The organism is Limnohabitans sp. TEGF005, from assembly GCF_055394835.1.
In genome coordinates this window covers 2219238-2236930 of record NZ_AP029226.1, presented here as the reverse complement: position 1 = coordinate 2236930, position 17693 = coordinate 2219238, and the positions used below count along the sequence as shown (strand labels likewise).

17 protein-coding genes are annotated in these 17693 nt (G+C 61.4%); all 17 read left to right on the top strand.

The window, feature by feature from the left end; translation table 11 throughout:
• Positions 1–157 precede the first annotated feature (157 nt).
• The 17 genes from ACZ5RG_RS10825 (at position 158) to ACZ5RG_RS10745 (ending at position 17672) form a co-directional block, all read left to right on the top strand.
• Positions 158–961, top strand: coding sequence for a GntR family transcriptional regulator (locus ACZ5RG_RS10825; RefSeq protein WP_298602340.1), 804 nt, complete (start codon positions 158–160; stop codon positions 959–961).
• 20 nt (positions 962–981) lie between these two features.
• Positions 982–2184 (top strand): ABC transporter substrate-binding protein, encoded by a 1203-nt coding sequence (locus ACZ5RG_RS10820; protein ID WP_298602337.1) that lies wholly within the window; start codon positions 982–984, stop codon positions 2182–2184.
• 25 nt (positions 2185–2209) lie between these two features.
• Entirely contained in the window at positions 2210–3082 is an 873-nt protein-coding gene (locus tag ACZ5RG_RS10815) for a branched-chain amino acid ABC transporter permease (RefSeq protein WP_298602334.1), read from the top strand.
• Entirely contained in the window at positions 3079–4059 is a 981-nt protein-coding gene (locus tag ACZ5RG_RS10810) for a branched-chain amino acid ABC transporter permease (protein WP_464447028.1), read from the top strand. The genes ACZ5RG_RS10815 and ACZ5RG_RS10810 overlap by 4 nt, the downstream gene beginning before the upstream one ends.
• On the top strand, positions 4056–4835 hold the full coding sequence (locus ACZ5RG_RS10805) for an ABC transporter ATP-binding protein (protein ID WP_464447027.1): 780 nt from the start codon (positions 4056–4058) through the stop codon (positions 4833–4835). The genes ACZ5RG_RS10810 and ACZ5RG_RS10805 overlap by 4 nt, the downstream gene beginning before the upstream one ends.
• Positions 4832–5542 (top strand): ABC transporter ATP-binding protein, encoded by a 711-nt coding sequence (locus ACZ5RG_RS10800; protein ID WP_298602328.1) that lies wholly within the window; start codon positions 4832–4834, stop codon positions 5540–5542. The genes ACZ5RG_RS10805 and ACZ5RG_RS10800 overlap by 4 nt, the downstream gene beginning before the upstream one ends.
• A gap of 84 nt (positions 5543–5626) precedes the next feature.
• Positions 5627–6604 carry a Bug family tripartite tricarboxylate transporter substrate binding protein gene (locus tag ACZ5RG_RS10795; RefSeq protein ID WP_464447026.1) on the top strand — a complete coding sequence of 326 codons (978 nt, stop codon included), beginning with the start codon at positions 5627–5629 and terminating at the stop codon, positions 6602–6604.
• 8 nt (positions 6605–6612) lie between these two features.
• Positions 6613–7887: a 3-isopropylmalate dehydratase large subunit gene (locus tag ACZ5RG_RS10790; RefSeq protein WP_298602322.1), complete on the top strand. Its 1275-nt coding sequence runs from the start codon at positions 6613–6615 to the stop codon at positions 7885–7887.
• The gene (locus ACZ5RG_RS10785) at positions 7884–8387 is read left to right on the top strand and encodes a LeuD/DmdB family oxidoreductase small subunit (RefSeq protein WP_298602319.1); all 504 of its coding nucleotides are present in this window, start codon (positions 7884–7886) and stop codon (positions 8385–8387) included. The genes ACZ5RG_RS10790 and ACZ5RG_RS10785 overlap by 4 nt, the downstream gene beginning before the upstream one ends.
• A 5-nt stretch (positions 8388–8392) precedes the next feature.
• Positions 8393–10075, top strand: a complete 1683-nt coding sequence (locus ACZ5RG_RS10780) for a hydantoinase B/oxoprolinase family protein (protein ID WP_312260052.1) — start codon at positions 8393–8395, stop codon at positions 10073–10075.
• Entirely contained in the window at positions 10072–12144 is a 2073-nt protein-coding gene (locus ACZ5RG_RS10775; protein WP_464447025.1) for a hydantoinase/oxoprolinase family protein, read from the top strand. The genes ACZ5RG_RS10780 and ACZ5RG_RS10775 overlap by 4 nt, the downstream gene beginning before the upstream one ends.
• On the top strand, positions 12141–12755 hold the full coding sequence (locus ACZ5RG_RS10770; protein ID WP_464447024.1) for a cysteine hydrolase family protein: 615 nt from the start codon (positions 12141–12143) through the stop codon (positions 12753–12755). The genes ACZ5RG_RS10775 and ACZ5RG_RS10770 overlap by 4 nt, the downstream gene beginning before the upstream one ends.
• A gap of 4 nt (positions 12756–12759) precedes the next feature.
• Positions 12760–14163 carry an FAD-dependent oxidoreductase gene (locus ACZ5RG_RS10765; protein ID WP_464447023.1) on the top strand — a complete coding sequence of 468 codons (1404 nt, stop codon included), beginning with the start codon at positions 12760–12762 and terminating at the stop codon, positions 14161–14163.
• Positions 14160–15053: an isocitrate lyase/PEP mutase family protein gene (locus ACZ5RG_RS10760; protein ID WP_464447022.1), complete on the top strand. Its 894-nt coding sequence runs from the start codon at positions 14160–14162 to the stop codon at positions 15051–15053. Before ACZ5RG_RS10765 ends, ACZ5RG_RS10760 begins: the two co-directional genes overlap by 4 nt.
• Positions 15050–15571, top strand: coding sequence for a GNAT family N-acetyltransferase (locus tag ACZ5RG_RS10755; protein WP_312260047.1), 522 nt, complete (start codon positions 15050–15052; stop codon positions 15569–15571). The genes ACZ5RG_RS10760 and ACZ5RG_RS10755 overlap by 4 nt, the downstream gene beginning before the upstream one ends.
• Before the next feature lie 17 nt (positions 15572–15588).
• Entirely contained in the window at positions 15589–16650 is a 1062-nt protein-coding gene (locus ACZ5RG_RS10750; protein ID WP_312260046.1) for an amidohydrolase family protein, read from the top strand.
• 41 nt (positions 16651–16691) lie between these two features.
• Positions 16692–17672: a Bug family tripartite tricarboxylate transporter substrate binding protein gene (locus ACZ5RG_RS10745; protein ID WP_464447021.1), complete on the top strand. Its 981-nt coding sequence runs from the start codon at positions 16692–16694 to the stop codon at positions 17670–17672.
• The last annotated feature ends 21 nt before the right edge of the window (positions 17673–17693 follow it).

The following is a 17693-nucleotide window of genomic DNA, read 5'->3' as shown; positions in this document are numbered from 1 at the left end:
GACCCGGGGTGACATTTGCTTTGTTCCGTCATCCCTGACGCGATCAGGGCGCCATGGTTTTGGCTCAGCGATCAGGGAAATCCCCGACTAAATGTCCCATGCATAAGACTTGAATGTCCTATTGACAGGACAATGGGACTGTTTCACGATGGCGCTCATGGATGCCCATTTGCCCTTGCCCAAATACCACCAGATTTATCTGGTGCTGCGTGAGCAGTTGCGCGAAGGTCGGTTTGACGCCGGGCTGCCCGGTGAGCTGGCTTTGATGGGGCAGTTTGGCGTGGCGCGGGTCACGGTGCGTCGTGCTTTGTCCCAGCTGGCCGAGGAAGGGCTGATTCGGCGTGAACCCGGACGTGGCACGCGGCCAGTGACGGCGCGTGCACAAGAGGCACAGTCGCAGGCTTCGACCATGGCCACGGGACAGCAGGCCCGTTTGACGGGTTTGCTCGAAAACCTGGTCACCATGGGCATGCGTACCCAGGTCAATGTGTTGTCGGTGGAGCGCATGCGTGCCCCGGTGGATGTCGCCGCTGCCCTGAATTTGCCCGGCACTGCTTGGGTGCAAAAAGCAGAACGCGTGCGCAGCACACCCGAAGGCCCTTTGTCGCACATCACCACTTGGGTGCCGGATGCGATTTCTGCTGGCTTTGGCAAACGTGAGTTGGCGCAAAAACCTATTCTTGTGTTGCTCGAAGAATCGGGCGTCAAGGTGGGTCGGGCCGAGCAAACCATTTCGGCCCGTCTGGCCGATGTGGGCATGGCCCGGCACTTGGATGTTTCCGTCGGATCGGCCTTGCTGGCGGTGCGGCGTTTGATTTACGACGAGGACGAGCGTCCCGTCCAATGGCTGCATGGCTTGTACCGCCCGGACCGGTACGAATACCAGATGCAGTTATCCCGCGTTGGCAGCATTGATGCCAAGGTTTGGGTAAGCCAAGAGCTGTCCGCCAACTTTCATTGATTTTTTTAAAGGATGTTCTCATGACCACACGTCGCCATTTCATGGGTCAGTCCGCTGTTGCGGCCTCGGCACTCGCGTTTCCTTTGGTCGGCGGGGCGCAGCCCAAGCCCATCAAAGTCGGTGTCTTGCACCCCGTCACAGGTGCTCTGGCTTATTCGGGCCAACAGTGCCGCATGGGCGCCTTGATGGCCATCGAAGACATCAACAAGGCGGGTGGTATCAAGTCCTTGGGGGGCGCCAAGATCGAGGCCATGTTGGGTGATGCCCAGTCCAGCCCACAAGCGGGTACAGCAGAAATCGAGAAGATGAACGAAGCCGGTGTGAGCGCCGTCGTAGGTGCATTCGCTTCGGCCATTTGTCTGGCCACCACGCAAGCCGCAGCCAAATACAACCTGCCCCATGTGGTCGATGTCGGTGTGGCCGACCAGATCGTTGAACGCGGCCTGAAAAACACCTTCCGCTTTGGTCCTGGCTACAAAAAGTGCGCCGAAGTGGCCGTGGCCAGCCTGCACGCCCTGAACACTGCCGCAGGCAAGCCCGCTCGCACCGTGATGATCGTGCATGAAGAATCGCTGTTTGGTACAGGCACAGCCAACTTGCTGGCCAAAGAGCTGCCCGGTTACGGCTACGAGGTGAAAGAAATCATCAAGCACGCCAACCCCACGCGTGACTTCAACAACATCGCGCTGCGCATCAAGCAGGTCAACCCCGACATCCTGATTCCAGCCAACTATTACAACGAATATGCATTGCTGGTGCGCACTTTGCAGCAGCAAAAGATCACACCCAAGGCCATTTATTCGGTGCTGGGTGGCGCAGCGTCGAGCTACAAGTTTGTCAAGGAGTTCCCGGAAGCGGCCAACGGCATCATCGACTGCAACCACTGGTTCAACCCCAAGGACAAGCGATCGGCTGAACTCAAAAAGCGTGTGGAAGCGCAAGGCCAGTTCTTCAGCTACGAAGTGTTCATGACCTACACCGCCATGATGCTGCTGGCCGATGCGATCGAACGCGCCAAGTCGCCCGACCGCGCCGCCATCATCGACGCGCTGGCCTCGAGCAAGTTCCAAAATCACATCATGCCCTACGGTCCGACACAGTTCGTCAATGGTCAGAACATGGGCGCACAGCCGTTGATGACCCAAGTTCACAAAGGCGATATCAAGGTCATCGTGCCACGCGATTACCGTGAAATTGAGCCGATTTTCCCACTCAAGGCCTGATCTGCCCTGAGCAGAAAAAACACCGATGCTCGACTTGAACATCCTGTTCCCGTCTGTGCTGAACGGCATCACCACAGGTGCCGTTTATGCGCTGATTGCGCTGGGACTCACGCTGATTTATGGCGTACTGCACATCATCAATTTCGCGCATGGCGCGGCCTTGATGGTGGCGCTGTACGGCGTGTACATGCTCAAGGAAAAACTCGGCATCGATCCCTACATGGCCTTGCCCATCATGGTGCCCGCCATGTTCGTGCTGGGCTATGCGCTGCAACGTGGTGTCATCAACCGCGCCAGCCATGGCAAGGATGAAAACATTCTGCTGGTCACGCTGGGCGTGTCCATCGTGCTGGAAAACCTGGCGCTTTTGTTTTTCAAGTCCGACACACGCAGCATCGAAACTGCGTACACCCTGACCACCGTCGAGATCGGCCCCGCATTCATTGCCTTGCCCAAGTTGGTCTCCTTTGCGGGGGCTTTGGTGGTGTCGGTCGTGATGCTGCTGATCGTGCAAAAAACCGATCTGGGTCGCGCCATTCGTGCGGTGTCCAAAGAAAAGCAGGGTGCCCGTTTGATGGGCATCGATGTGGACCATGTCTATGCCATGTGTTTTGGTTTGGGCTTGGCCAGTCTGGGCGCTGCGGCTTGCTTTTTGATGCCAGCCTATTACGTGAACCCGCAGGTGGGCAATGGCTTTGTGCTGGTGGCTTTTACCATTGTGGTGTTGGGCGGCATGGGCAGTTTTGCGGGGGCCTTGCTGGGGGGCTTGCTGATTGGCGTAGTCGAGTCGCTGGGCGGCTTGATTTTGGGTGAATCGCTGGGACAGGTGGGTATTTTTGTGATCTTCATTGCGGTGCTGATGCTGCGCCCACAAGGTTTTTTTGGAGCGAAGGCATGAAAGACTTTCGCCGCATTGCCTTGTTTACACTGGTCATCGGGGTCATTCCGTTTTTCACCCAGTCGGGTGTGATGCTCAACTTCGTCATGACCGCGCTGTATGCCTGTTTGCTCTCGCAAGCCTGGAATGTATTGGGCGGTTTTGGCGGACAGTTTTCGTTTGGCCATGCGCTGTTTTTTGGCACGGGCGCTTATGTGCAGGCCATTGCGCAAATGCAGTGGGGCCTGAGCCCTTGGGTGGCCTTGCCGCTGGCCATGGCCTTTGCAGCAGGTGTGGGCGCATTTGTGGGCGCGGCCTCATTTCGCTACGGCCTCAAGGGTTCGTATTTCGCGTTGGTCACGTTGGCCTTTGCCGAAGTGTTTCGCATTTTGGCCACTTCGGTGCCGTTTACCGGGGCGGGTGTGGGCCTGATGCTGCCGCTCAAGGAGTCGGCCGCCAACATGCAGTTCGCCAACCGGGCCGGGTTCATCTGGCTGATGCTGGGCTTGGTCACGCTGGCGCTGTGCATCACCGCTTGGCTGCGTCACTCGCGCTTTGGCGCTTATTTACAAGCGGTGCGCGACAACGAAGACGCGGCCCGCGCCATTGGCGTCAACCCCTTCAGTGTCAAATTGATCGCAACGGTTTTGTCGGGTGGTCTGATGGGCGCAGGCGGCGCGTTTTATGTGCAGGTGTTTCAATACATCGACCCGGGCATTGCCTTTGGCTCGCACACTTCGGTCGAGGCACTGGTGGGCGCCATCGTGGGCGGCTTGGGCACATTGTGGGGGCCGTTGCTAGGGGCCATCAGCCTGCACATTCTGGCTGACCTTACGCGCAATTTGTTCGGCCAGTTGCCCGGCATCAACATGGTCATTTATGGCGTTGTGCTGATCGTCATTGTGATGTTCTTGCCCCGTGGCATGGCCGGGTTGGGCGTCATCACGCCGCTGCAGTGGCTGCGTGGCAGCAAGCGGTCTGACGGAGAAAAATCATGAACACGCTGCTGCAAATCGAGGGCGTGGGCAAGTCCTTTGGCGGCTTGAAGGCTGTGCAAAACGTGAGCCTGTCTGTGACCGAAGGCCGCTTGAGCGCCTTGATCGGCCCCAATGGCGCTGGCAAGACAACTTTGTTTGCACTCATGTCCGGCTTCCTGACGCCCGACACAGGCCGTGTGGTGTTTGCGGGGCAAGACATCACAGGCCAAGCGCCGCACCTGAACGCCCGCATGGGCCTGACGCGCACTTTTCAGATCGTGCAGCCTTTTGCAGCGCAAACCGTGCGCGAAAACATTGCTGTGGGGGCGCACCTGCATTTGCCGCGCCGCGCTCAAGCGCTCGGGTTTGCCGAGTCGGTGGCGCAGCAGGTGGGCCTGTCGCCTCAACTTGATAAATTGGCCAGCGACCTGACGGTGGCCGGGCGCAAGCGCCTCGAGCTGGCCCGTGCTTTGGCCACGCGCCCGCGCCTGTTGCTGCTGGACGAGGTGCTGGCCGGGTTGAACCCACAAGAGATTGCCGAGATGATTCCGGTGGTGCAGGGCATTGCCCAAAGCGGAGTGACCGTGTTGATGATCGAGCATGTCATGCAGGCCGTGATGACTTTGGCGCAAGAGGTCTGGGTGCTCGCCCAAGGCCAACTCATTGCCCAAGGCAGCCCCGCCGAAGTGACCAACAACAAAGCCGTGGTGGAGGCCTATCTGGGCCACGGCACGGCCGAGCGTTTGCAGAAAAATGCGGCCCGCGTAACGGCGGCTGCCCAGGAGGCGCAGACATGAATGCCCTCTTGAATGTGCAAGGCCTCAAGTCAGGTTATGGCGTGGTCGAGGTCTTGCGCGGTGTGGACCTGAAGGTCATGCCCGGCGAGTTGGTGGCACTGTTGGGCAGCAACGGCGCGGGCAAGACCACCCTCAACCTCACGCTCAGCGGACTGGTGGCCACACGCGCAGGGCAGGTGCAGTTTGACGGCCAAGACATCACGGCCATGCACTACCAGAAGGTCGTCACGCATGGCCTGATTCAGGTGCCCGAAGGCCGCAAGGTTTTCCCCAATTTGAGCGTGCACGAAAACCTGGAGCTGGGGGCCTTTACACGGGGGCGTGAGCGCCGGGCGCAAAACCTGGACAAAGTGTATGAGACCTTTCCGCGCCTGAAAGAACGCGTGGCCCAGCTGGCGGGCACCCTGAGTGGCGGTGAGCAGCAGATGCTGGCCATTGGCCGCGGCCTGATGGCCGAACCGCGCTTGTTGATCCTGGACGAACCTTCACTGGGTTTGTCGCCCTTGCTGGTGGAGGAGTTGTTTGCTTTGATTTCTCAGCTGCGCAGCAGCGGCTTGGCGATCTTGTTGGTCGAGCAAAACGTGGGTCAGTCGCTGGACATCGCCGACCGCGCTTATGTGATGGAAAACGGCCAAATCCGTTTCACCGGCACCCCGGCCGAGTTGTTGGCCAGTGACACATTGCGTCAAGCTTATCTGGGCATGTGATCGGCCTGTGATGCTCAAGACCTGAATGCACGCCTGTCCCATCTCGCATGGGTTGGATTGAATGATTGCAACGGAGAATTTTCCATGACACACACAAAAATGCCCATGCGAAGAGCCCTGGTTTTGAGCGCTGCGCTGGCCTGTTCGGGTGTGGTCGGTCTGGCACAGGCCCAGACGCAGCCGCCCATCAAAATTCTGGTGGGAGCCCCCGCAGGCGGCACCACCGACACCATGGCCCGTACGTTGGCGCAGGTGTTGGGCACGCAACTGGGCCGCACCGTGGTGGTGGAAAACAAGCCCGGTGCGGGCGGTAATCTGGCCGCTGATGCGGTGGCCAAGGCTGCGCCCGATGGCAACACGCTGCTCATGAGCTTCACCAGCCACGCCATCAACGCTTCGCTCTACCCCAGCTTGCCGTTTGACCCGGTGAAAGACTTCACACCGTTGACCATGGTGTCCACCTCGCCCTCGATGCTGGTGGCCCATCCCAAGGTGCCTGCCAACAACGTCAATGAATTGATCGCCTTGGCCAAATCCAAGCCCGGACAGCTGAACTTTGCCATTGGTGCATTGGGCTCGTCGCTGCACATGGCGGGCGATGCGTTCAAGATGAAGTCGGGCGCTTACATCGTCAATATTCCTTACCGGGGCACCGCCCCTGCTGTGCAAGACGTGCTGGCCGGTCAGGTCGAGTTGATGTTTGCCGCCATTGGCAACGTGCAATCGCACATCAAGGCCGGCAAGCTCAAGGCCTTGGGCGTGACCAGTGCCAAGCGACTGGTCGCTTTCCCGGACGTGCCCAGCATTGGCGAGAGCTTGCCAGGCTATGAATCGAGCGCTTGGTTCGGCCTGTTTGGCCCGGGGCGCATGAGCCCTGAGTTGAGCAAACGCCTGGCCGATGCAGCCCGTGCTGCGGTGCAGTCGCCAGAGGTCAAGCGCCGCATCGAGCATGAAGGCGCAACGCCCGTGGGCAACAGCCCCGAAGAGTTTGCCCGCTTTGTGGACAGCGAGATCGTGCGCTGGCGGGCCGTGGTGCAGTACGCCGGAGCCAAGCCCGAATGAGCGCGAACATGTCCCAACCGCAAACCTTGGCCCAAAAACTCATTGCACGCGCCGCAGGGCGCAGCCATGTGGCGGTGGGGGAGGTGGTCACCTGCAATGTCGACCTGGCCATGTTCCACGATTCGTCTGGCCCGCGCCGCTTGAAGCCCATGCTCGACGAGCTGGGTGCGCAGATTTGGGACACCCAAAAGGTGGTGCTGGTGCTAGACCACTATGTGCCCGCACAAGACGCCGACGCGCAGCAAATCGTGCAGATCGCGCGTGACACCGCCAAACAATGGAAGCTGCCGCACGTCATAGACAGTGAGGGCATTTGCCATGTGGTGCTGCCTGAGCGGGGGCATTTGAAGCCCGGCATGTTTTGCGTGGGCGGTGATTCGCATTCGCCCACGGGCGGCGCCTTTGGTTGCTACATGTTCGGCATTGGCGCGACTGAAATGCTGGGCGTGTGCGTTACGGGCCAGATTTGGGTTCAGGTGCCGCGCACCTTGCGCATGCACTGGTCTGGCCGCTTGCAGGCCGGCGTGTCGGCCAAGGACATGATGTTGCACATGATTGGCCGGTTTGGCATGAATGGGGGTCAATACCAAGCCGTTGAGTTTGCCGGCACAGCCGTGCAAGCCTTGTCCATGGCCGAGCGCATGACCTTGTCCAATATGAGCGCCGAGATGGGTGCGCAAGCGGGCTTGATCGCGGCCGACGAGACCACCTTGAGCCATCTGCGCAGTATTGGTGTTGCCCCTGAAAAATTGGCCGGTGTCGAGCAATGGTTCACCGACGAAAACGCCGAGTGTGAGCAGCAAAACTTTGATGCCAGCGCCCTCAGCCCGCAGGTGGCCGCGCCGCACAGCCCGGCCAACACGCGGGATGTGGGCGACTTTGCCGATGTCGCCCCTCACATTGCCTACATCGGTGCCTGCACCGGGGCCAAGCTCGAAGACCTGAGGGCTGCCGCTTCGGTGCTCAAGGGTCAGCGGGTTGCTGCGGGGGTGCAACTCATGGTGGCCCCTGCCAGTGCCCGCGAACAAGCGCAGGCCACGCAAGAAGGTGTGATGCAAATTCTGCAAGACGCGGGAGCCACGGTGCTGCCCAACAGCTGCGGCGCATGCGCGGGCTATGGCGCGACTTTCCCCGAAGGGGCCACGGTGATTTCGACCACCGCCCGCAACTTCAAGGGCCGCATGGGCCCGGCCAGCGTGAACGTGTACCTGGCCTCGCCTTACACGGTGGCGGCCTCGGCTTTGCGCGGGCGCATCAGCGACGCACGGGATTTGCTGGCATGAACAAACGAACCTTTCAAAACGCCCGTGTGTGGCGCTTGGGTGCCGACGTGGACACCGATGCCCTGGCCCCCGGCGCCTACATGAAGCATGGCCTCGAAGTGATCGGCTGGCATTGTCTGGAAGCGGTGCGCACCGACTTTGCCTCTGGCGTGCACGAGGGCGATGTGATCGTGGCCGGTGCCAACTTTGGCATCGGCTCCTCGCGTGAACAGGCGGCTGGTGTGCTGCGGCATCTGGGCCTGGCAGCGGTGATTGCACCGTCTTACAGCGGTCTGTATTTTCGCAACGCCTTCAACCTCGGTTTGATGCTGCTGACCTGCCCGGAGGCCTTAAAAATCGAAGAGGGTGAGCGAGTGGCGTTGCAGTTTGAAGGCGACACGCCCTGTGTGGTGCGACCCAACGGTCAACGTCTGGTCTGTGCGCCGATTCCCGGATTTTTGATGGACATGGTCGACGCGGGTGGCTTGTTGCCCCTGCTCAAAAAAAGAAAGCAAGGATGAACCCGATGGCTTCAGTTTCACAAACCCCGGCCGCCATGGACCCGGTCACTTTGGCCGTACTGCGCGGTCGCTTGGAGCAAATCGCCGACGAGATGGATGCGACCTTGTACCGCAGCGCCTTCAACCCCATCATTGCCGAGGCACACGATGCCTGCCACGGCCTTTACGACGCACAAACGGGCGATACCCTGATTCAGGGCAAGTCGGGCTTGCCGGTGTTTGTGGGGGCGATGGCCTTTGCTGTGCGAGCGGCCATGCGCGTGGCCGCAGAGCGTGGCGGCATGCAGCCTGGTGATGTGTGGCTGTTCAATGATCCGTACGAGGGCGGCACCCACGCCAACGACTTCAAACTGGTGAAACCCTGCTTTCGCAATGGGCAGCTGTATTGCTTTTTGGCCTCGGCCGCGCACTGGCACGACGTGGGTGGCGCGGTGCCTGGCAACTACAACCCGGCGGCCACCGAATGCTGGCAAGAAGCGGTGCAAATTCCGCCGGTGCGCATTTTGCGGGCCGGTGTACTGGACGAGGATGTCTTGGCTATCTTGCGGGCCAATACGCGTCTGCCCGACAGCCTGTGGGGCGACCTGAATGGCCAGTTGGCTGCACTCGAGTTGGGCGCACGTCGGCTGGACGGCTTGCTCGACGAATACGGCGACGCCAAAGTGGCCCAGGCCCTGATAGAGCTGCGCAGCCGTGCTGTGCGCCTCATGCGCTCACACATCGGCAGCCTGCCCGATGGCTGTTACAGCTTTGAAGATGTGCTGGACAACGACGGCGTAAAAGACGAACTGCTGACGATTGCGCTGGACATGACGGTGGCCGGCGACCGACTGACGCTGGACTTTTCGCGCACCTCGGCGCAGTGCGCAGGGCCCGTGAACATCTCACGGGCCACGGCGGTGGCCGCTTGCTATGTGGCCTTGAAGCATGTCTTCCCCGATGTTCCGGCCAACGCGGGCGTGCTCGATGCGGTGGACTTTGTGATCCCCGATGGTCTGGTCATCAGCGCCTCGCGCCCGCGCCCTGTAGGTGGTTACACCGAAACCATTTTGCGCATGATCGACGTGATCTTCAGTGCCACGGCCCTGGCCGATCCTCAGCGTGCCGTGGCCCATGCCTACGGCACCATCAACGCCTTGTCGATCGCGGGCCACCGCACCGACGACAAGCGCAAGGGTCAGCGCTGGGTGATGTTCAGCTTTTTTGGTGGCGGCCATGGCGGCCACTCGGATGGCGATGGCTTGTCGCACGGCAACGCGCCCATCTCGACCGCCACGATCCCGCCCATGGAGATTCTGGAAGCGGCCTATCCGGTTCGCTTCACACAGTGGGCCTTGCGCCCTGGCTCGGGTGGTGACGGCCAGCACCGGGGCGGGCTGGGGGCGATTTACGAGATTGAATTGCTCGAAGACAGTGCCGAGGCCTTCATCTTCGGCGAGCGTGGCAAGTCAGCACCCAAGGGCATTCACGGTGGCCAGCCTGCGCTGCCCAACGTGTTTGAGTATTGCCAGAACGGCGAATGGAAGACACCACCGATGGTGTCCAAGATGCTCGGCATCCAATTGAAGAAGGGCGACCGTGTGCGCCTGCAAACCCCAGGCGGTGGTGGGTGGGGCGCCCCCGCAGACCGCTCGGAACAAGACCGTCAAAACGACACCGCATTGGGCTACACCAAGGAAAAAGCATGAGCGAGCAATCAGTGAGCCAGCCCCACTGGGTGGTCGGCGTGGACGTGGGTGGCACCTTCACCGACCTGTTCGTGCTGGATGAGAAAACCGGCCAGGCCCGCATCGTCAAGGTGCCATCGACCCGGGGCGAAGAAGCCCGGGGTTTCATGAACGGCATCGCCAAGGTCACCGGCCATGTAGGCGCTGATGGTGCCAAAGATATCGCCACCATCGTGCATGGCACCACGGTGGGCACCAACGCCCTGCTGGAGCGCAAGATCGCCCGCACCGGCATCATCACCACACGTGGTTTTCGTGACGTGCTGGAGATGCGCCGCCGCGACCGTCCGCAAACTTGGGGCCTGCGCGGCAGCTATACCCCGGTGGTGCCCCGCGCCTGGCGTCTGGAGGTGGACGAGCGTGTGTTGGCCGATGGGCAGTTGCACACGCCGGTCGACCTGGACCAAGTCCGCGAACAGGCCCGCGCCCTGCTGGCCGAAGGCTGTGAGGCGGTGTGCATTTTCTTTGTGCACGCCTATGCCAACCCCAGCAATGAGCAAGCCGCGGTAGCGGCGGTGCGCGAGATCTGGCCCAACAGTTACGTGACGGCGGCCAGCGAAGTGCTGCCCGAAATTCGCGAGTTCGAGCGCTGCTCCACCGCCACACTCAATGCCGCCTTGCAGCCCGTGGTGGGCAGCTATTTGCAGCGGCTGGACGGTGATCTGCGGGCCCAGGGCTTTGGCGGCGAACTGCTGATCGTGCAAAGCAATGGCGGCGTCATGTCGCGCCAGACCGCGTGCGATGTACCGGTGCGCACCGCACTGTCGGGGCCGGCGGCGGGCGTGATGGCCTGCGCTGAGATCGCCCGCGCTTCGGGTTTTCAGAATGTCATTACTGGCGACATCGGCGGCACCTCGTTTGATGTGTCGCTGGTGGCGGGCGGCGAGGCTGCACTGGCCGCGCAAACGTCCATCGAATTTGGCCTGGTTGTGCGTTCGCCCATGATCCAGATCGAGACCATCGGTGCCGGTGGCGGCTCGATTGCTTCGGTCGATGCGGGTGGCATGTTGCAGGTTGGCCCAGAGTCGGCTGGCAGCATTCCAGGCCCGGCCTGCTATGGGCGCGGCAACACCCGCCCGACCGTGACCGATGCCAATGTGCTGCTGGGCCGCATCGCGGCCGACCGGCCTTTGGGTGGCGGTTTGTTGCAGGCGTTGGACGCTGGCCTGTCTGAAAAAGCCATCGCGCAACACGTGGCCGAGCCTTTGAGCTTGACGGCGCTGGCTGCGGCCGAAGCGATTTTGACGGTGGCCAATGCCCGCATGGCGGGGGCCATTCGCGTGGTGTCGATCGAGCGCGGGCACGATCCGCGCCAGTTTGCCTACATGCCTTTTGGTGGTGGTGGCGGTCTGCATGTGTGCGCCATGATGCGTGAGGTGGGTGTGACCACTGGCATCGTGCCGCGTTACCCGGGTGTTACTTCGGCGCTGGGCTGCGTGATGGCCGACATGCGCCACGACGCGGTGCAAACCCTGAACGTGGCGTTGGCTGATGTGGCTTGGTCCGGCTTGTTGCAACGCACAGACAGCCTGGCTGAAGCCTGCCAGGTCCGCCTGGATTCTGCCGGTGTTCACTTTGTGCGCGTGGACGAAGTCATCAGCTTTGACATGCTTTACATGGGCCAGACGCACACCCTGCAAGTGCCGGTGAAGCGTGAGCAGTTGAATGCAGCGGGTTTGCTGGCCGCGTTTGAAGCGGCTTATCAGCACGCCTTTGGCCGCGTGCTGCAAGGCCCGGTGATCCGCGTGATGAACCTGCGTTATGCCCGCATCGGGCGGCGTCCCAAGTTTGATCTGGCAGTGCTGGCCCCGCAAGGCGAGGGCCGCACGGCCCCTGTGGGTGAACAGCAGGTCTACCACCAAGGCCAATGGTGGACAGCGCAGCGCTACGAGCGACTGAGCTTGCCTGTGGGCGCCGTGGTGCAAGGCCCTGCCATTCTGGAGCAGCCCGACACCACGGTCTGGCTCGAACCAGGCTTTGAAGGCCGGGTCGACAAGCTGGGCAACCTCTTGGTGGAGCGCAGCGCATGAACTTGCAAAACGCCAAACTGGGCATGGTCATCGTCGACCTGCAAAACGATTTTTTGGCCCCCGATGGGGCTTATGCCCGGGGCAACACCCTGAGCGCTGAGGCGGTCAAGCTGCCCGAGCGCATGGCCCCTGTGGCCCGCGCCATCAAAGGCCGGGGCGAAGGGCGTGGCGGTTTGGTCACGGCCAGCCTGTTCACGCTTTGGCCCGATGCGCAGGGTGAGCCCATGATTTCGGCGCACCTCAAAGAGCGCCGCCCGTTTTTGCGCAAGGGCGATTTCGCGCCCGGCAGCCGGGGCCAGGCCAATGTGGACTTGCTCGCGCCGCTGGTCGATGTGTCGGTGTTCAAGGTGGCGTACTCGGCCTTTTTCAACACGCAGCTCGACTGGGTGCTCAAGAAATCGGGCATCGACACGCTGGTGGTCTGCGGCATCGTGACCAACGGCGGTGTGGCCAGCACGGTGCGCGATGCCCATGTGCGTGACTACCACGTCATTGTCTTGTCGGACGGCTGCGCGGCCTTCAGCGAAACCGCGCACCAGGCTGCGCTGGCCGACATGGCCTCGGTGGCCGAGGTCATGGACAGCGCTGCCTTTTTGAAACAACTGGGCTGAAGCCATGAGCGCACCTTGGCCTCAAGTTTGTCCTGCTAACGCGTTGCAGACCGACGATCACACACAGGTGGTGATCGTGGGCGCAGGCGCTTGCGGCCTGACGGCGGCGCTGGCCTTGCACCGGCTGGGTGTGGCGTGCGTGGTGTTGGAACGCGATGCGTTTGCGGCAGGCTCCACGGCGTTGTCGTCGGGCTTTGTGCCCGCGCCGGGCACGCTGGCGCAAGAGGCGCAGGGCATCACCGACAGCGTGGCATTGTTTGCTGCCGACATCCAAGCCAAAGCCCACGGGCAGGCTGCGCCGCATCTGGTGCAGGCCTATGCCCAAAACATCGGTCCGGCCTTGGACGCCTTGGCTGTCCACCACAGTCTGCCCTGGCAGGTGTTGGACAACTTTTTGTACCCCGGCCACAGTGCTCACCGCATGCACGCCGTGCCCGAGAAAACCGGGGCTGGTTTGATGAGCCGCCTGCAAGCCGCGGCTGACGCAGCAGGCGTGCTGGTGCTCACGCAGGCGCAGGTGACCGAGCTGTGGGCCGACGACGCGCAGCGCCTTCACGGTGTGGGTTTTGTGCGCCCAGACGGGCAAACTGAGCGCATCCGCTGCGATGCGGTGCTGCTGGCTTGCAACGGATTTGGTGGGGCCACGACCATGGTCAAAAACCTGCTGCCCGAGATGTCCGAGGCCACTTATGCCGGCCATGTGGGCAACGATGGCAGTGCCATCGCTTGGGGTCAACAACTCGGCGCGCGTCTGGCTGATCTGGGCGCGTACCAGGGCCACGGCTCATGGGCGGTGCCGCAAGGCGCTTTGATTTCGTGGGCGCTGATGATGGAAGGTGGCGTGCAGATCAACGCCAAAGGCGAACGCTTTCACGACGAAACCCAAGGCTATTCGGAAGCGGCAGTGCATGTGCTGGCGCAGCCGGGCGGCGTGGCCTGGAATGTGTTTGACGATGCGCTGCTGAGCTTTGCACAAGACTTTCCGGATTTTGTGGCTGCGCAAGGCGCGGGCGCGGTGCAACACGCCGCCGATACCGTGGCGCTGGCGCAGCTGATCGCTTGCCCGCATGAAGCCTTGCAAGCCACTTTGAATGCGGTGCAGTCTGGCACCGATCCGGTCACAGGGCGGCATTTCAAACGCGCACTCCAAACGCCGCTTCATGCGATCAAGGTCACCGGCGCCTTGTTTCATACCCAGGGCGGTCTGGACATTGACGAGCATGCCCGTGTGCTGCGCGAAGACGGTACGCCTTTGCCCAATTTGCTGGCCGCAGGCGGTGCAGCAAGAGGTGTGTCGGGCCAGGCGGTCTGGGGTTACTTGTCGGGCAATGGCTTGCTCAGCGCCATCGCGGGTGGGCACATTGCAGCACGGACAGCACAACTACTTTTGAAGGATTCGGCACCATGAGCCAGCCCCATCGCGCGACCCAAACCTTAGGCCAGCGGCTGCAACAAGCCGAAGCCTTGCTGGCCCCTGGCGTGTACGACGCACTCACCGCACTGGTGGCGCAGCAGGCCGGTTTTGGGGCCGTGTACTTGTCGGGCGCATCGATTGCCTACACGCGCTTAGGCCGCTCAGACATCGGCCTGACCACGGCCACCGAGGTGGCGCAGACCCTGGCCCACATCACCGACCGGGTGAGCATTCCGGTCATCGTGGACGCTGACACCGGCTTTGGCAACGCGCTCAACACGCAACGCACGGTGCGCGACTTCGAGCGGGCCGGGGCCGCCATGATCCAGATCGAAGACCAGACTTTTCCCAAACGCTGTGGCCACCTGGATGGCAAAGGCGTGGTGCCGGTGGCCGAGATGCAGGGCAAACTGCGCGCCGCACTCGACGCCCGGCAGGACAAAAATACCCTGATCCTGGCGCGCACCGATGCGGTGGCGGTCGAGGGGCTGGACGCCGCGCTGGAGCGGGCTGAGCGTTATTTGGAATGCGGTGTGGATGCGCTGTTCATTGAGGCCTTGCGTTCGGACGAGCAGATGAACCGGGCTTGCGCCCAGTTCGCCAAGCGCGTGCCCCTGCTGGCCAACATGGTCGAAGGCGGCAAGACGCCGGTGCAAAGCGCGGCCGAGTTGGGCGGGCACGGGTTCAAGATCGTGATTTTTCCGGGCGGCACAGCGCGGGCGGTGCTGCACACGCTGCAAGGCTATTACGCCAGCTTGCACACGCACCAGACCACACGCCCATGGCAAGACCAGATGCTCGATTTTGACGGTCTGAACGCGGTCATAGAAACACCGCAACTGCTGGCGCTGGGACAAGGCTATGAAGGAGGCCTGCACGCATGACACCCACATGGACACTGCGCGGCCTGCAAGTGGGTGACATCGGCTGGGTCACGCATCGCCAAGGCATTTTGTACGCACAGGAATACGGATGGGATGGCACGTTCGAGGCCTTGGTGGCTGAAATTGCCGCGCAGTTTGTAAAGAATTTTGACGCTGCCTGCGAGAACGCCTGGATCGCTGAAATCGAGGGCCAGATCGTGGGCTCGGCGTTTCTGGTCAAGGTCTCTGACGAAGTGGCCAAGTTGCGTCTGCTGTATGTCGAACCTCGGGCACGCGGCTTGGGGCTGGGCCATGCCCTGACGAATGAATGCATCGCCTTTGCCCGGGCCAAGGGGTACCAGACCCTGACCCTTTGGACCAATGACCTTCTGGTCGCCGCCCGCCACATCTATCAGGCCGCTGGTTTTGTGCTGGTGGCCGAAGAAAGCCACCATTCTTTTGGCCACGATCTGGTGGGCCAGAACTGGGATCTGGCCTTGCAGCCCGCATCAACCATTGACCCACAACCGCTCAATTGAGCGCAGGAGAATCCCCCATGAGCATTCATCACACCTTGCCCCAACGCCCCTATCGGCGCATTGCCACCGAGGAGGCGTTTTCGCCACCCGAGATGCTGGACATCTACAGGCGCATCCTCGCCAAAGACGATGTGGATGTGGGTTTCAAGCACCTGATGGGTTTTTACATGAGCAGCCCCAGCGAAAGGGCCCAGCACATCATGCGTTGTCTGGTTGATCTGGATGAACTGCGTCTGGCCCACATGGATGCGGCGGGTGTCGATGTGCAGGTGATCGGCCTGACCTCGCCGGGGGTCCAGATCATGGACAAGGATACGGCGGTGGCTTTTGCACCAGAAGCCAACGACGTTTTGGCAGCAGCCACGCGACGCCACCCTGATCGCCTGGTGGGCATGATTGCCGTCGCGCCGCAAGACCCGGCCGCTGCAGCCAAAGAAATCCAGCGAGGCGTGAACCAGTTGGGCATGCATTCGGTGGTGATCAATTCCCACACGCAGGGGGAGTACTTGTCGGACACCAAGTTCTGGCCCATCTTTGAGGCGGCCGAGGCGATGGACACGCCCATCTATTTGCACCCCAACGCCATGCCCGCCAGCATGATCCAGCACTTCATTGAGGCCGGACTCGATGGTGCCATTTATGGTTTTGGTGTCGAGACGGGTTTGCACGCGTTGCGCCTGATCACCTCGGGTGTTTTTGACCGCTTCCCCAAGTTGCAAGTCATTTTGGGTCACATGGGCGAGGCCTTGCCGTTTTGGGCGTATCGCCTGGATTACATGCACGCGGCGACCGTGCGCTCGCAGCGTTACCCCAGCGTGCAGCCACTGAAACGCAAACCCAGCGACTACCTGCGCGAGAATTTTCACATCACCAACAGTGGCGTGGCGTGGGGCGCAGCACTCAAATTCACACAAGACTTCATGGGCCCCGACCGCGTGCTTTACGCCATGGACTACCCCTATCAATATGTGCCCGAAGAAGTGGCCATGCTGGAAAACCTGGACATGGCGCCGCAGGTGCGCAAGGCCTTCTTTCAGGACAACGCAGAGCGGCTGTTCAAGATTGCACCCGCCACATGAACGTTTGAAGCATCACTGTTAATCACCCCAAGGAGACAAAAATGAAAACCATGGATCGCCGACAACTGCTGGCACTCACTGCGGCTGTGTTCGCTTTTGCCAGCCCGGGTGTTTTTGCACAAGGCATTTACCCCACCCAGACCCTCAAAATCATTGTGCCCTTCACGCCGGGCACCGGCATGGACACCATCGCCCGTGTGGTGGCGCCGCGCCTGAGTGAGCGTCTGGGGCAGTCTGTTGTGGTGCAAAACCAGCCGGGTGCCAGCGGCAATATCGGTGCGGAGGCGGTGGCCAAATCCGCGCCCGATGGTTACACCGTCTTGATGGGCGCCAACACCATGCTGATGGCGTCACAGATGTACAAAGGTGTGGCCTTTGACCCGGTCAAGGATTTCGCACCCGTGTCGATGGCCGCGTATGGCTCCTTGATGCTGGTGGCCAACCCCAAGACGGGCATCAAGTCATTGCCCGAGCTGGTCAAGCAGGCCCAGGCTCGGCCAGGATCCATCAGCTTTGGTTCGCCGGGTGTGGGCACCCCGCACCACATGGCCATGGAGCTGTTCAAGCTGGAGTCCAACACCTTCATGCTGCATGTGCCGTACCGCGGTTCGGCTGGATACACACAAGACTTGTTGGGCGGTGAGCTCAATGTGGGATTTTTGCCTGTGCACATTGCGCAAGGTTTTGTGAAAAACGGACGGCTGAATGCCTTGGCAGTGGGCAGCCCGAAGCGGCATCCAGTGGCCCCCGATGTGCCGACGTTCGACGAAGTGGGCGTCAAGCGCGTGGATGTGGACCTCTGGTACGCGTTCTTTTTGCCCGCCAAGACACCGGCTGCCGTGGTCACGCGTTTGAACACCGAGATGGCGGCCATCTTGCGCCAAAACGATGTGAAGGATATTTTGGGCAAGGCAGGCATGGACGCTGTGCCATCCAGCCCGGCAGAGCTGTCGGCCATTGTGGCCAAAGACCACCCGCGCTGGGGCGCGGTGATTCGCACCAAACAAATTTCAGCCGACTGATTGAGCCAACAGAAAGGACAG

Excerpts from the sequence above, each read along its gene's own strand:
- ACZ5RG_RS10825 (WP_298602340.1), top strand. The coding sequence starts at position 158 with ATGGATGCCCATTTGCCCTTGCCCAAATACCACCAGATTTATCTGGTG.
- ACZ5RG_RS10820 (WP_298602337.1), top strand. The coding sequence starts at position 982 with ATGACCACACGTCGCCATTTCATGGGTCAGTCCGCTGTTGCGGCCTCG.
- ACZ5RG_RS10815 (WP_298602334.1), top strand. The coding sequence starts at position 2,210 with ATGCTCGACTTGAACATCCTGTTCCCGTCTGTGCTGAACGGCATCACC.
- ACZ5RG_RS10810 (WP_464447028.1), top strand. The coding sequence starts at position 3,079 with ATGAAAGACTTTCGCCGCATTGCCTTGTTTACACTGGTCATCGGGGTC.
- ACZ5RG_RS10805 (WP_464447027.1), top strand. The coding sequence starts at position 4,056 with ATGAACACGCTGCTGCAAATCGAGGGCGTGGGCAAGTCCTTTGGCGGC.
- ACZ5RG_RS10800 (WP_298602328.1), top strand. The coding sequence starts at position 4,832 with ATGAATGCCCTCTTGAATGTGCAAGGCCTCAAGTCAGGTTATGGCGTG.
- ACZ5RG_RS10795 (WP_464447026.1), top strand. The coding sequence starts at position 5,627 with ATGACACACACAAAAATGCCCATGCGAAGAGCCCTGGTTTTGAGCGCT.
- ACZ5RG_RS10790 (WP_298602322.1), top strand. The coding sequence starts at position 6,613 with ATGTCCCAACCGCAAACCTTGGCCCAAAAACTCATTGCACGCGCCGCA.
- ACZ5RG_RS10785 (WP_298602319.1), top strand. The coding sequence starts at position 7,884 with ATGAACAAACGAACCTTTCAAAACGCCCGTGTGTGGCGCTTGGGTGCC.
- ACZ5RG_RS10780 (WP_312260052.1), top strand. The coding sequence starts at position 8,393 with ATGGCTTCAGTTTCACAAACCCCGGCCGCCATGGACCCGGTCACTTTG.
- ACZ5RG_RS10775 (WP_464447025.1), top strand. The coding sequence starts at position 10,072 with ATGAGCGAGCAATCAGTGAGCCAGCCCCACTGGGTGGTCGGCGTGGAC.
- ACZ5RG_RS10770 (WP_464447024.1), top strand. The coding sequence starts at position 12,141 with ATGAACTTGCAAAACGCCAAACTGGGCATGGTCATCGTCGACCTGCAA.
- ACZ5RG_RS10765 (WP_464447023.1), top strand. The coding sequence starts at position 12,760 with ATGAGCGCACCTTGGCCTCAAGTTTGTCCTGCTAACGCGTTGCAGACC.
- ACZ5RG_RS10760 (WP_464447022.1), top strand. The coding sequence starts at position 14,160 with ATGAGCCAGCCCCATCGCGCGACCCAAACCTTAGGCCAGCGGCTGCAA.
- ACZ5RG_RS10755 (WP_312260047.1), top strand. The coding sequence starts at position 15,050 with ATGACACCCACATGGACACTGCGCGGCCTGCAAGTGGGTGACATCGGC.
- ACZ5RG_RS10750 (WP_312260046.1), top strand. The coding sequence starts at position 15,589 with ATGAGCATTCATCACACCTTGCCCCAACGCCCCTATCGGCGCATTGCC.
- ACZ5RG_RS10745 (WP_464447021.1), top strand. The coding sequence starts at position 16,692 with ATGAAAACCATGGATCGCCGACAACTGCTGGCACTCACTGCGGCTGTG.